Source organism: Vibrio sp. YT-19(2023) (genome assembly GCF_033337395.1).
Window position 1 is genome coordinate 32,671 of the sequence record NZ_JAWOQN010000009.1, and the last position, 13,354, is coordinate 46,024.

The 13,354-nt window shown below is 43.7% G+C and carries 16 protein-coding genes; 7 read left to right on the top strand and 9 right to left on the bottom strand.

What is annotated here, in order from left to right; translation table 11 throughout:
- Window positions 1-376: 376 nt before the first annotated feature.
- The 5 genes from R7E78_RS08580 to R7E78_RS08600 all read right to left on the bottom strand — a co-directional run bounded on the left by R7E78_RS08580 (window position 377) and on the right by R7E78_RS08600 (window position 5,032).
- Window positions 377-838, bottom strand: coding sequence for an NfeD family protein (locus R7E78_RS08580; protein WP_047102904.1), 462 nt, complete (start codon window positions 836-838; stop codon window positions 377-379).
- Between the two features lie 3 nt (window positions 839-841).
- Window positions 842-1,759, bottom strand: coding sequence for an SPFH domain-containing protein (locus tag R7E78_RS08585; protein WP_047102903.1), 918 nt, complete (start codon window positions 1,757-1,759; stop codon window positions 842-844).
- Window positions 1,760-1,918: 159 nt separating this feature from the next.
- Window positions 1,919-2,773 carry a co-chaperone YbbN gene (locus R7E78_RS08590; protein ID WP_318057846.1) on the bottom strand — a complete coding sequence of 285 codons (855 nt, stop codon included), beginning with the start codon at window positions 2,771-2,773 and terminating at the stop codon, window positions 1,919-1,921.
- Window positions 2,774-3,245: 472 nt separating this feature from the next.
- Window positions 3,246-4,073, bottom strand: coding sequence for an SDR family oxidoreductase (locus tag R7E78_RS08595; protein ID WP_025766996.1), 828 nt, complete (start codon window positions 4,071-4,073; stop codon window positions 3,246-3,248).
- A gap of 44 nt (window positions 4,074-4,117) precedes the next feature.
- A complete protein-coding gene (locus R7E78_RS08600; protein ID WP_065274254.1) occupies window positions 4,118-5,032 on the bottom strand; it encodes a TIGR01777 family oxidoreductase in 915 nt (304 codons plus the stop codon).
- Between the two features lie 255 nt (window positions 5,033-5,287).
- On the opposite strand from R7E78_RS08600, the gene R7E78_RS08605 reads away from it, so the two are divergent.
- The 6 genes from R7E78_RS08605 to yfcE all read left to right on the top strand — a co-directional run bounded on the left by R7E78_RS08605 (window position 5,288) and on the right by yfcE (window position 8,533).
- Window positions 5,288-6,022, top strand: a complete 735-nt coding sequence (locus R7E78_RS08605; protein WP_005382077.1) for a DUF1538 domain-containing protein — start codon at window positions 5,288-5,290, stop codon at window positions 6,020-6,022.
- Window positions 6,019-6,810, top strand: a complete 792-nt coding sequence (locus R7E78_RS08610; protein WP_005382078.1) for a DUF1538 domain-containing protein — start codon at window positions 6,019-6,021, stop codon at window positions 6,808-6,810. Before R7E78_RS08605 ends, R7E78_RS08610 begins: the two co-directional genes overlap by 4 nt.
- Complete coding sequence (locus tag R7E78_RS08615) at window positions 6,800-7,150, top strand: P-II family nitrogen regulator (RefSeq protein WP_005382084.1); 351 nt, start codon at window positions 6,800-6,802, stop codon at window positions 7,148-7,150. Before R7E78_RS08610 ends, R7E78_RS08615 begins: the two co-directional genes overlap by 11 nt.
- Window positions 7,147-7,554, top strand: a complete 408-nt coding sequence (locus tag R7E78_RS08620; protein WP_318057847.1) for a CBS domain-containing protein — start codon at window positions 7,147-7,149, stop codon at window positions 7,552-7,554. Before R7E78_RS08615 ends, R7E78_RS08620 begins: the two co-directional genes overlap by 4 nt.
- A gap of 148 nt (window positions 7,555-7,702) precedes the next feature.
- Window positions 7,703-7,912, top strand: coding sequence for a hypothetical protein (locus R7E78_RS08625; RefSeq protein ID WP_005382086.1), 210 nt, complete (start codon window positions 7,703-7,705; stop codon window positions 7,910-7,912).
- Between the two features lie 75 nt (window positions 7,913-7,987).
- Window positions 7,988-8,533 carry a phosphodiesterase gene (yfcE, locus tag R7E78_RS08630; RefSeq protein ID WP_138939153.1) on the top strand — a complete coding sequence of 182 codons (546 nt, stop codon included), beginning with the start codon at window positions 7,988-7,990 and terminating at the stop codon, window positions 8,531-8,533.
- A 39-nt stretch (window positions 8,534-8,572) separates the two neighbouring features.
- On the opposite strand, the gene R7E78_RS08635 is transcribed toward yfcE, so the two are convergent.
- From R7E78_RS08635 to R7E78_RS08650, 4 genes are read right to left on the bottom strand one after another with little or no spacing between them, the layout of a single operon-like run.
- Window positions 8,573-8,851 carry a SelT/SelW/SelH family protein gene (locus R7E78_RS08635; protein WP_005382088.1) on the bottom strand — a complete coding sequence of 93 codons (279 nt, stop codon included), beginning with the start codon at window positions 8,849-8,851 and terminating at the stop codon, window positions 8,573-8,575.
- 21 nt (window positions 8,852-8,872) lie between these two features.
- On the bottom strand, window positions 8,873-9,628 hold the full coding sequence (locus R7E78_RS08640; RefSeq protein WP_053307523.1) for a sulfite exporter TauE/SafE family protein: 756 nt from the start codon (window positions 9,626-9,628) through the stop codon (window positions 8,873-8,875).
- A 46-nt stretch (window positions 9,629-9,674) separates the two neighbouring features.
- Window positions 9,675-10,190, bottom strand: coding sequence for a transmembrane regulator ToxS (gene toxS / locus R7E78_RS08645; protein WP_005382091.1), 516 nt, complete (start codon window positions 10,188-10,190; stop codon window positions 9,675-9,677).
- 11 nt (window positions 10,191-10,201) lie between these two features.
- A complete protein-coding gene (locus R7E78_RS08650) occupies window positions 10,202-11,080 on the bottom strand; it encodes a transcriptional regulator (protein WP_017634819.1) in 879 nt (292 codons plus the stop codon).
- 271 nt (window positions 11,081-11,351) lie between these two features.
- On the opposite strand from R7E78_RS08650, the gene htpG reads away from it, so the two are divergent.
- Window positions 11,352-13,256 (top strand): molecular chaperone HtpG, encoded by a 1,905-nt coding sequence (gene htpG / locus R7E78_RS08655; RefSeq protein ID WP_053303298.1) that lies wholly within the window; start codon window positions 11,352-11,354, stop codon window positions 13,254-13,256.
- Window positions 13,257-13,354 lie beyond the last annotated feature (98 nt).

Consider the following 13,354-nt stretch of genomic DNA (forward strand, 5'->3'; position numbering starts at 1 on the left):
AGGAAGAAAAAGAAAAAATACCGCACAACATTAAAAAGAGAAGCTTATTCATAGTACATCCTCTTACTTACCAAATAAAAAGCACTCAACTTAAATGCTTATGCGTTAAGTATGTATCCGAGGATAAAAAGATCAAAAAATAATTCAATAAAGTTTTATTTTTTAAAATAAAATTAGATCGATAATTTACCTGGATATATTTCTATCTTATTGATTGTCGTGTGTTGAATAATTAAATAATAGGAAATGGTAGGTAGGGTATTAATAATATTACTAATACTTATTTTTTTCTCGATTTTAATTAAGGTAATGAAATGAAAGCAGTTGTTTAGATTAAAGTAATGGAGCATGATTTGCCCCATTACTTTGGCATAAATTAATTAGAATCAGGCTCAATGATTAAAATAATACCTTCAACATCGGTGATTCTTACGCGGGTACCGGCTGGAAGTGCTTGATCCGATTGTGCGGACCATGTGGTATCGGCTACCTTGATGCGATTGAGCCCGACGGAAAAGTCTTCTTCAAGGATAAGAGTACGCCCAATTAACTGCTTGTACTTTTGGTTCAGATCTCTTTCTTGGTCTTCTTGCTTGTCTTTAGACCATTGTCGTCGCCACCAAAGCCAGGTGGTGATTAAGCTGAAGCTTGCAAAGCAAAGCCATTGTAATTGCCAGCTCATTGGCAAAACGGTCATGATTGCTCCAACGATAAGTGCAGACACCCCGAGCCAGAGAAAATACCCTGCGGTACCAAGTAGCTCAACTGCTAAAAGAGCAAAGCCAAACGCTAGCCAATGCCAGAAAGAGATACCTTCCAGCAAACTAAAAAAATCCATAAATTATTCTTTACCTTGCTGTTTAAACATTTCTGCTATCCCTGCAACCGAGCCCATTAGTCCGGTTGCTTCTAATGGAAGCATAATGATTTTACCATTTTCGGCTTGACCAATGCTCTTGATCGCTTCGGTATAACCCTGTGCAATGAAGTAATTGACGGCTTGCATGTCACCTTTTGCAATGGCTTCGGAAACCATGTAAGTCGCTTTTGCTTCTGCTTGCGCGGCACGCTCACGTGCTTCTGCATGGAGAATAGCAGACTGCTTTTCACCTTCAGCTTTTAATATCTCTGATTGTTTATGACCTTCGGCCTTTAATATCTCAGCTTGGCGAACTCCTTCTGCTTCAAGAATTTCCGCACGCTTATTACGCTCGGCTTTCATTTGCGCATTCATTGCAGCGGTCAGATCGGCTGGTGGCTGGACATCTTTAATCTCAATTCGTGTGACTTTTACGCCCCAAGGGTTTGTTGCTTGGTCAACAATCGCCAACAGCTTAGAGTTGATCATGTCGCGTTGGCTCAGCATTTCGTCCAGTTCCATTGAACCTAAAACGGTACGAATGTTGGTAAGGGTCAAGTTTCTAATAGCGTGTTCTAAGTCGTTGACTTCATAAGCCGCTTTGGCAGCATCGATCACTTGAACAAATCCGACAGCGTCAATAACCACGTTAGCGTTATCTTTTGAAATGACCTCTTGCGCAGGAATATCGAGAACGCGCTCCATCATATTTACTTTTTGACCAACTTTATCAACGAATGGAATGATCAAGTTTAAACCCGGCTTTAATGTGTGGGTGTAGCGTCCGAAGCGTTCAACTGTCCAGTTGTTTCCTTGCGGAACCGTTTTAATGGCTGAAGATAAGATAACGACAGCAAGAACGACGAAAATACCGATGGTGATCAGTGAATCAATTGGCATAAGTTATTCCCTTAAGTGCATAATATTCGATCCATTTTTACCTATTTATAGACAATAGACAATTGAAGTTCTGAGACCTTTGAGAGGTTATTGGTCTTTTATATGACAAAGGCCGGAAACACCGGCCTTTGTTGTCTTATTCCTAGAAGAATGCGGCGCTTAGTACAAAATTGAGTAAAGCTGGCGACGATATTTGCTTGCTAATGCGTTACCTTGACCTAGCGCACTGAGAATATCCATAAAAGTCTTCTTCACGTCACCGTCTTGGGCGCCCGAGTCTTTTTTAAGAATATTCCACAGCAGTTCCAACGCTTCTTCATCCCGACCAACTTGGTTGTATTGTACCGCCAATTCACAAGCGAGTTCGAAGTTTGCCATGTCTGCTGCGTATGCTTGTTCTAGTCGCTGTAACTCAGGGCTATCTGCAGCCTGCAAATGCAGCTCGAGCTTGGCTATTAGGCTCTTGTAGTAGTTATCTTGATACTCGAGAGGGATAGCGTTCAGTAGTTCTTGGGCAATATCAAATTGTTTGGTTTCTAGCAAACAATCAGCCATCGCGAGTTTCACATCACCACGCTCTTGCAGCTCTGGCGGCAAAGTGTGGATGATGCTCAAAGCCTGAGCATGCTCACCTTGCTGAAGAAGTTCACTGACTTGTTTTAATAGTTGTTCATCTGGGCTTGGCAAATGCTTTTGTAGCATGGTAGCAATGGCATCAATTGGCTGGGGGCCTCCCAGACCATCGACGGCTTGACCATTTATAAACAGCGCGATAGTTGGCAATACTTGCACGCCAAATTGAGACGCTAAAGCGGGCTGATCTTCACAATTTAGTAGAGCAAGCGTAAATGCACCGTTGTACTGTTGAGCAAGAGATTGCAACTCAGGGAGTATCTGTGCGCTTTCTGGCTGAGCGTTGGCCCAAAAGTGGATCAAAACGGGCGTGTTCATTGATCCTTCAAGCGTTTCGCGAAAGTTCTGTTCTGTTATCTCAACGATAAATGGGGATTGCATCAGAGTATCCTTGCCTTGTGTCTTGTCGTTGATATTAGATATGGAGTTGATTTAGGTGAAATTCAAGCGACATTCACCATCAATAATGAATCATTCTATTTTGAGAAAACGTGAGGTAATAGAGTGAGGTTATTGCTGCTCAGGTGTTAGATAAAAAGAAAACGCTGCCGAAGCAGCGCAATTCTAATGCTATTTGTTAGTGCGGTATCAAAATAGGATGAACATGGTCAACACTACACCCACACTAAGCCAGTTAAGCTGATTTAATGTCATTGTTGCCTCGCAGTAGTATAAACATTGCTACAAAACGTAATGGGTGGCGATACCAAATCTAAGCAACTCAATCACTTTGGGCGAAAGAATCCCCGTTGAATTGCGTAGAAATTGATTCGTTTAGTTGAGGTTTTTTTAACCTGCATGTTCATAATGACATCACATTGTTACGGTGAAATTACATTTCGACAAAACTTTTTTATGCAGCCTGTCGCAAAATTTTATCAAGTACACGGGTTGGTAATAGTCTTTTCAAGACTGCGAATAATTTAGTCGGTGTAGTAATTCGATAACGAATTTTCGGTGAAACGCTAGTTAATGCATGAAGAACTGGTGCGATGCAAGACTCTGCAGGCAAAACAAATCGATTATTAGACTTGTCGTTGTTGAGTCGCTCTCTTTGTCCTTCATAAGCATGACGATGGGGGCTAGATTCAATATCAACCCACTTCTCAAAGGCTCGTAATGCATTGTTTCTAAATTGAGTTTCGATCGGTCCTGGTTCTATCAATGCCACTTTGATATTCGTATCCGCAAGCTCTAGCCTGAGCGTATCTGTCCAGCCTTCTAAGGCAAATTTTGATGCATTATAGGCACCACGGTATTTCATTGCGGCAAAACCAAGAACAGAGCTGTTTTGTATGATGCGTCCTTCGCCTTGCTGGCGCATATGAGGAAGCACCTCTCTGACCAACTGGTGCCAACCAAAAAAGTTGGTCTGAAATTGATCTTGAAGAGCCTCGGTGGGTAAGTCTTCCAGTGCTCCGGGCTGACCATAGGCACCATTATTGAACACTGCGTAAAGCTTACCTTCTGCTAACTCTAGCGCTTGCTTCACGCCCGAAGAAATGCTTTCTGGGCTATTTAGGTCTAGATTGATGCAGGTTAGCCCTTCATTAATTAGGCGCTGGACATCTTGTTCTTTCCTACAAGATGCAATGACATTAAATCCCTTGTTTTGTAGGGCGTGAGCGCACACGTAACCGATGCCGGTTGAACAACCCGTAATAAGAATCGACTTTTTCATAATTTAATTTAAGACTCAGAAACATTGATTAGAGCCATCATTCATCAGCTCCGGTCATGAAGCAAGTGCTTGAGTGCTGGCTCTATTCTGGAGTAGCTAAATTTAAAGCCCAGTTCGGTGAGTTTTTTGGGTTTGGCTCTCATGCTATCGAACAATAAGCAGGAAGATTCTCCCATTAGGAGTTCAATCGCCCATTTAGGCGTGAACAAGATATGCGGACGTTTGAGCGTTTTAGCTAGTGTACCGCTGAATATACGATTAGTCACAGGATGGGGGGCGCACATATTGAATGCACCGTGGGCATGTGGTGTTTCAAGCAAGTACATGATGGCGCGGACCATATCTAGGATGTGAATCCAAGGCATGTACTGATTACCGTTCCCAAGTGGGCCGCCTACGCCAAGCTTGTAAGGTAATAGCATCTTTGCCAACGCACCACCATTGAGGCCGAGTACCACGCCAGTTCTCATTAGACAAACCCGAGTTTGCTCCGACTCTGCGCGCTTGGCTATTTGCTCCCACTTTGCACAAACCTCGTGAGGAAAGTCGTCGCTATTAACATGTAAGCACTCATCAAACGGATGATCTTGTTGATCACCATAGTAGCCAACTGCCGAGCCACTAATAAAAACAGAGGGAGGTTCGGTACTTGCGTGGATCAGCTCAACAATTTGCTCGGTAATTTTCCAACGACTTTTGCAGATTTTTTCTTTTTGCTCGCTGGTCCACCTTTTATCCGCAATAGGCTCACCTGCAAGATTAATGACGGCATCAACGTGATTGAGATCGGCGAATGATTCGAGCGAGTCAAGGTATTCGATATTACCCAGATCAGCATGCTGTAGGCGTTGTTTTGCTCGCTCTGGAGAGCGTGTAAGTAGCATAACTTGGTGAGTTGATAGCAGCTTGAGCAACTCCGAGCCAATAAACCCAGTGCCACCTGTGAGTAATATCTTCATGTTATCTCTTTGAATGTACACGTATTAGAACATTATAGTCGTTTTGTGCTTAGCTTGATCATCTCAACACCATTATTTCTAGGATAGTGACAAGCTGACAGAGAGGCTATTAACTTCACATATTAGAAAATATGTAACTAAATGTTATAGATGGCGCTAGTGCATTCACGGTAGAAGAGTGAAATCTATGCCAGACTAGAAGTTATCGCTCATTGGAACGAGCGTAATCAGTTTGCACAATCAAGGAGGATAGGCATGGAAGCATTTGTTGCGCTTTTTCGAGCGCTCCTCAATAGTGCTCGTGACTTATTACCCATCATCATTGTTATCACTTTTTTCCAATTAGTCGTTTTGCAAGAGCCGCTGCCCAACCTGGTCTCCATTCTTTTTGGCTTGTTGCTTGTCGTTTTAGGATTAACCTTTTTTATCTTTGGCCTAGAACTTGGTCTTTTTCCTATCGGAGAGAGTATGGCTCAAGCCTTTGCAAAAAAAGGCAGCGTGTTTTGGTTATTAGTCTTTGCGTTTTGTTTGGGGTTTGGCACCACGATAGCTGAACCTGCATTAACCGCGGTAGCGGAAGAAGCCTCAGAAGTTGCGGCTGAGGGCGGAATGATCGCTAACTCAGAGCAGTCCATGCAGGATTACGGAGAAGGACTTCGAGTAACAGTAGCTCTCTCTGTGGGGATAGCCATCGTTATCGGCGTTTTGCGTATCTTAAAAGGGTGGCCGATTCATTACATGATCATTGGTGGCTATGTAGGCGTTGTAATACTGACGTGGTTTGCACCTGAAGCCATTATTGGCGTCGCTTACGATTCCGGAGGTGTAACCACGTCCACCATAACAGTACCTTTGGTCACTGCTCTGGGCGTCGGTTTAGCGTCTTCTATTAAAGGGCGCAACCCTATGGTGGATGGCTTTGGTTTAATTGCTTTTGCCTCGCTGTTACCGATGATGTTTGTGATGGTTTACGGAATGGTCGTAACATGATTTCAATTGATCATTTCCTAGACACTTTATTATCGACCGTTAGAGATGTCGTTCCCATCGCCAGCATTATTTTTGGTTTTCAGTTAGCCGTGTTAAGGCGTCCTGTTAGCAACCTTAAGAAAGTTTTGCTTGGGTTCGTTTATGTGATTTTCGGGCTAGCTCTTTTTTTACTTGGATTAGAAATGGCGTTGTTTCCACTTGGGGAGACGATGGCTGTGCAATTAACGGCGCCGGAGTTTTTACAAGAGTTCAAAGTATCTGTAGGGAAAGCCTTAATGTGGGTCGACTATTATTGGGTTTATACCTTCGCCTTTTTTATAGGCTTTAGTACCACGATTGCAGAGCCTTCTTTAATCGCTGTAGCGATAAAAGCAAACCAAGTCTCTGGAGGCAGTATCAGTATTAACGGCTTGCGCGTAGCCGTTGCGTTTGGGGTGGCAATTGGTATTGCATTAGGGAGTTACCGGATTGTCGTGGGCGATCCCATTCATTATTACATCATCGCGGGTTACATCGTCGTTGTGATTCAAACGTTTTACGCTCCTAAGCTTATTGTTCCACTCGCCTACGATTCTGGAGGCGTAACAACTTCTACTGTCACTGTCCCACTTGTAACTGCATTAGGGTTAGGGCTTGCTTCGACCGTCCCTGGAAGAAACCCAATGATTGATGGCTTTGGCTTGATCGCGTTTGCCAGTCTATTTCCTATGATCTCTGTGATGGGCTATGCGCAAATAACCCAGTGGCTGAATAAAAACGTCTCGGAGGAAGAAGAAAATGCGCTTTAAATTGATACTTGCGTTTGTTGAAGACAGCAAAACAGACAAGGTGTTGGACGCTGCACGCGATGCTGGTGCGACCGGTGCTACAGTGATTAACAATGCTCGCGGGCAAGGTTTAAATCAAAAGCGAACGTTTTTTGGTTTAACGCTAGAAGTGCAAAAAGATGTGCTGCTGTTTGTGGTCGAGGAACATCTCTCTCGACACATATTAGAAACCATTAATGAGGTTGGTGAATTTGACAGAGAGTCGGGGCAGGGCATTGCTATTCAGATCGATATTGAAGATGCAGTCGGTGTCGCGCATCAAGTAGAAACGTTGACCAAAGTGGTTGAGGATGAATTATGAGCAGTCAAACGATAATTAGAGTTCGAGATGTTATGGCGACAACGTATGTGATGGTTGATGGACTGATGACCGTATACGAAGGCATAACGCTAGCGAAAAAATACCAAGTCAAAGCGCTGGTGGTGAAAAAGCGAGATGATAATGATGAATATGGCATCGTGTTGATGAATGATATCGCCAAAAAGGTGCTGGCGAATAATCGTTCTCCTCAGCGCACAAATATTTATGAAATCATGACCAAGCCCGCTTTGTGTGTCGAACCAGATATGAACGTAAAATATTGTGCCCGTTTGTTTGAGCGATTTGGCATAAGCAGAGCGCCGGTCATTGAAAGTGGCGAGGTCATTGGGATGGTGAGTTATAACAATATTGTCATCAATGGTATGGTGCGAGAAGAAGTGTAATAGGTTGATATAAATGAAAAATCAACGATTTTTTCTCAAGTCAGCGACTGTTACAAAGAACTAAAATATTTAATATATGTTAGGTTGCATATGTGTTGATTCACCATTATTCTTTGCGCCCTAAGCCTAATGTCGAGGAATCTGTATCATGCCTTTAGTCTCTTGCCCCGTGTGTGAGAAACAAATCTCAAAACGCGCTCATGCATGTCCAGGATGCGGAGAGCCCGATCCGCTGCACCATCTAGCCAAATCAAAATTTATGTCGATGGTGTTTTGGATACTGGTGTTGGTTGGAACAGCGTATGCAGCATGGTTCTATGTTTTGCCTATGGTCATTGAATCATTGCGCTATCAGTAGTATTCAAACCGTCGTAGGTTGAGCTGCTAAAAAAATGCCGTAGAATGACCTCATACTTTTTGAGGAGACAATGTCGTGAAACTATTTTTTGCCTCAGACCTGCATGGCTCTTTGCCAGCAACTAAAGAAACCATTGAGCTATTTCTGGCCTCTGGTGCGCACCACATGATTTTGCTAGGAGATACGCTAAACCATGGGCCGCGAAACCCTATTCCGGAAGGCTACAACCCTCCACAGGTAGCAGACTTATTGAACCAATACAGTGATCAAATTATTTCTGTACGTGGCAACTGTGATAGTGAAGTGGACCAAATGCTATTGAAGTTTCCAATGATGATGGATTACTCATGGGTGCTACTTGAATCTGGCAAGAGAATCTTTTTGACTCATGGTCACTTGTACAACTCTGAAAAACGGCCGCCACTGCGCGAAGGTGATATCATCGCCCACGGGCATACACATGTTCCCGTCGCAGAGATGCAAGATGGAGCCATTATATTCAACCCAGGCTCGATGACATTCCCACGTAATGGCTTACCGAGAAGCTTTGGTACTCTAGAAGACAATAAGCTAACGGTAAAAACGCCAGAAGGCGAAGTATTAGCACAAACCATGATTTAACGGTTTTACTAAGTAAAAAAATAGGGAGCGAATTGCTCCCTATTTTGTGTCTGAATGTCCTAAATCGCGTTCTGGGTCGATAATGTCTCTAACGCGCTGTTTTAGCACCTTGGCTTCAGGAAAGCCGCTGTCTTTTTTCCGTTCCCAAATTTGCTGGCCATTACAGAAAATTTCGAAGCGACCACCTGTGTCTGGGTGTAAGCTGATTGTTTCTATTTCTTCACTAAAAGTATGCAGTAATTCTTGCGATAGCCAAGTTGAACGCAACATCCAGTTGCACTGGCGGCAGTAATAAATATCAATGATTGCTTTATCCATGAAACTTTCCTTTTAATCTTTTTAAACCAGCAACTTGATGCCCACCGCAAACGTGAGAATTTCGAATGCAACTTTAATCACTCTGTTACTGTATCGAGTCGCGGCCCATGCGCCTAAACTGCCGCCTAGAAAAGAGCTTAACAATAAAACAGGTAACCAAGCCCAGTGAATAGGCGCCCCTGCCTGTACGACGGCAATGCCTCCAATGCCATTCCAAAACAGGCCGACACAAATCATGGTGTAAGCAACGGCTTGTTTGTAGTCGTAACCAAACCAGCGCACCAAAAATAGTGTCACGAGCAAACCAGAACCTGCGGTAAGAGATCCGTTAATGATGCCGATGAACAGTAAGCCAATTCCACCAATAACCCAACCAATAGGATGACGGTTGCGTATTACTTCAGCTTGGCCTAGCGATGTCTTAAATCGCGAGTAGATACCCAGCGCTAGGATCATCGTGCCGAGCATCTTTTCCGCGATACCATCAGGGATCTGTACAATTAAGTTAGCCCCTAAAATCACGCCAATACTGCCGGACAAGATAAGGTAGAGCGCGACTTTCCATTTAATAGTGCCTGATCTTAAATGCGTGCTTGCTGCGCCTAAGCCTAAAGCGACCGAAGCCACCTTATGTGTGCCTAGCGCAACGGAGAACGGTAAGCCGAGAAAGATGAGTAAAGGGAATTGAAGCAAGCCTGCTCCGCCACCGGAAAGTGAAGCCAGCGTGTTGGCGATTAGTGAACCGAAAAAGAGAGTAGTGGTATCTAGCCAATCCATAAGCAAAACAAAGGGGGCGTCTTGCCCCCTTATCATCCAATCAAAATTAGTTTTTAAACAGTACCGAAGAACCGTGGTTCAAGCTAGTGAGCAATAGTGTTTTTTCGTTCACGACGTCAATACGACGACTTTGCTCCGCATCTAGCTTAAAAATTTGAGTAATTAAACGTAGCTGTGCTTCGGAAAAGTCTTTTGATTGAGAAGATGAAATATCTTTAAACTCCGAAGGCGAGACCAACAAATAGTTGTCACTTACTTCCCAGCGGCCTTTTTCCGAGATATTTATCGTTGATTCTGCGGTTGAACCTTGAGCGAATAGTTTTATATTTGCTACGCGAATATAGTCACCATTAGGGAGATATTTCACGTTTGATTCAACATTAACTCGGCGTAGTGGGCCGACAGTATCGTCAGGCAAGCTGTCTGTAATGACTGTCACCATGGTCGACTGCCATTCGTTTGCTGTGAGGAGCTGTTCCACTTTTAGGTCACTTCCCCAATACAACCAACTACTGAAAAGAACGGATACGGCCAAAACCGCAGATGCTAATTTAATCTTCATATTGGCCTCCTTTATTTGCAGATGTCTGTTGGATCGTTTTGACCTGCGAAAATACGCAGTGTTACGTTCTCGTAAGAGTGGTTACTGTCATGAATGTAGTTCAGAATCAGCTGGTTATTTTGTCCGCCAGTGGCAATCACTTCCACTGGCAACGAGTCTTCTGCATGGTGCTTCACGTAGCGCTCAATGCATTGCTCTATTGAGGGCAACCAGTTGTTGATTTGAGGGTGATTTACAGGTGTCATCACCGGTACATTTTGATACTCACCAATCTGACGGAATTGGGATTCCGCTGGGTTCGTGAATAACAATACGCAAACAGGAAGCAGCAGAGATAAAAAGATAATGACACGCGGTAGCCAGTTAATCGTGTTAGATGCTGGCTTCGGCTGAGTTTTAGTCGGCTCTACTTGAGGCTCAAGATCAGCAGTAGTATCGGTCACTATCTCTGTTGGTGGTGTATCGCTCGCTTCTAACTCCACTGCTGGCGCTTCGTGTTCAGAAGCGCTTTCTTCAACGTCAGTGTTAGAGTCAGTAGAAAATGGGCTCAAGCGTTCCACTGAACAAATGAGTTGGTAGCCACGTTTAGGTACCGTTTTAACAAACTCTGGAGATTTTGTTGAATCCTTCAACATCTTACGCAGAGTAGAAATCGCTTGAGTCAGGCTTGAGTCATCCACCTCAAAACCTTGCTCACGCCAAACAAACTCGTGAAGCTCGTTACGGGTTAAAACTTCGTTTGGTCTCTCTGCCAACATCAGAAGTATACGGCTTTCGTTGCTTCCTAATCGTACAACGTCGTTGCCGTTTTGTTGGTCAGCGAGCGAATTACTATTTGGATCAAAGGTGAACCTTTGAGCAAGTAGAAATTTGGTGCCAATGTTAGTCATTTAGTTCTTCTTAGATGGATGATGTTGTAATTATGGTGATTTATGTCACAAAATTACCGGGGCGCTTGGAGTGCGCACGACATTTTAGATGCTTTTAGACGGGTAGGATAATTAAAATTTTCTAAAAAAACACCGTTTTTAGCAATATTGACCTTGAATTTACATTTGTCAGCCACATGTTAAATGACATCTCGGTAAGGTGATTTCAAGGGGAAAGTCACAAACTTGTCCCTATGAAAAAGCCAATTAGTTTAGATGTTATGGAGCACACATGAGCGAAACCGTATCTCAAAATAAAGAAACTCGTGGTTTTCAATCAGAAGTAAAACAACTACTGCATTTAATGATCCATTCTCTTTATTCAAATAAAGAGATCTTTTTGCGCGAGCTGATCTCTAACGCATCAGATGCATCAGACAAACTGCGCTTTCAGGCGTTATCTAACCCAGATCTATACGAAGGTAATGCAGATCTTTGCGTGAAACTGTCGTTTGATGAAAGCGCAAATACCTTAACCATTTCTGATAACGGTATCGGTATGAGCCGTGATGATGTGATTGAGCACTTAGGAACAATCGCAAAATCTGGAACAGCCGAGTTTTTCTCAAAGCTATCTGAAGAGCAGAGCAAAGACTCTCAGCTTATTGGTCAGTTTGGTGTTGGTTTCTACTCGGCATTTATCGTTGCTGACGCCGTTACCGTGCGCACTCGCGCTGCGGGTCTAGCCGCTGATGAAGCGGTACAATGGCACTCAGCGGGTGAAGGTGAGTACACCATCGAAAACATTACCAAAGAGTCACGTGGTACCGACATCATTCTTCATATGCGTGAAGAGGGTAAAGAGTTTTTGAATGAGTGGCGTCTACGTGACGTTATCAGTAAGTACTCTGATCACATCGGCATTCCTGTTTCAATCCAAACTGTCGTTCGTGATGACGAAGGCAAGGAAACAGATGAGAAAAAGTGGGAGCAAATCAACAAAGCCCAAGCACTGTGGACGCGTAACAAATCTGATATTTCAGAAGAAGAGTATCAAGAGTTCTACAAGCACGTATCACATGACTTTGCCGATCCCTTGGTCTGGAGTCATAACCGTGTAGAAGGTAAAAACGACTACACGAGCTTACTATACATCCCATCGAAAGCACCTTGGGATATGATGAACCGCGACCACAAATCAGGCTTGAAACTGTACGTACAGCGCGTATTCATTATGGACGATGCAGAGCAATTTATGCCGTCATACTTACGCTTCGTACGTGGTTTAATAGACTCAAACGATTTACCGCTAAACGTATCGCGTGAGATCTTACAAGACAATAAAGTGACTCAGTCTCTACGTAATGCTTGTACTAAGCGCGTGCTAACGATGCTCGAGCGTATGGCCAAGAATGACGAAGAGAAATACCAATCATTCTGGAAAGAGTTTGGTCTTGTGATGAAAGAGGGCCCTGCGGAGGACTTTGCAAACAAAGAGAAAGTTGCAGGTTTATTGCGCTTTGCTTCAACTGAAGTGGACTCTTCTGAGCAAACTGTGGGCTTGGCGTCTTACGTTGAGCGCATGAAAGAAGGTCAAGATAAGATCTACTACTTGACGGCAGACAGCTATGCAGCTGCGAAAAACAGCCCTCACTTAGAACAGTTCAAAGCGAAAGGCATTGAAGTTATCTTGATGTACGACCGCATTGATGAGTGGCTGATGAACTACTTAACTGAGTTTGATGGTAAACAGTTCCAGTCAATCACTAAAGCTGGGCTTGATCTAAGTCAGTTTGAAGATGAAGCAGAAAAAGAGAAGCAAAAAGAAACCGAAGAAGAGTTCAAGTCGGTTGTAGAGCGCACGAAGTCTTACCTAGGCGATCGTGTGAAAGAAGTTCGTACGACCTTCAAACTCGCATCTACGCCTGCTGTTGTGGTAACGGACGATTACGAAATGGGCACTCAAATGGCGAAGCTTCTTGCGGCAGCTGGTCAAGCTGTGCCGGAAGTGAAATACATCTTTGAGCTAAACCCTGAGCACAAATTGGTTAAGCGTATGGCTGACGAAGCCGATGAAGAAGCGTTTGGTCGCTGGGTTGAAGTTCTGCTTGGTCAGGCAATGCTAGCGGAGCGAGGCTCTATTGAGGATCCAACAGAGTTCTTAGGAGCCGTTAATCAACTTTTGACTAAGGTGTAATAACCTCTGCAAATCAAAAAGCTCGCATTTCGCGAGCTTTTTGTTTGTTGTCGCAAAATTTTGCATCTCAAGTGCTGAGTTAATAATCAATAGGGCGT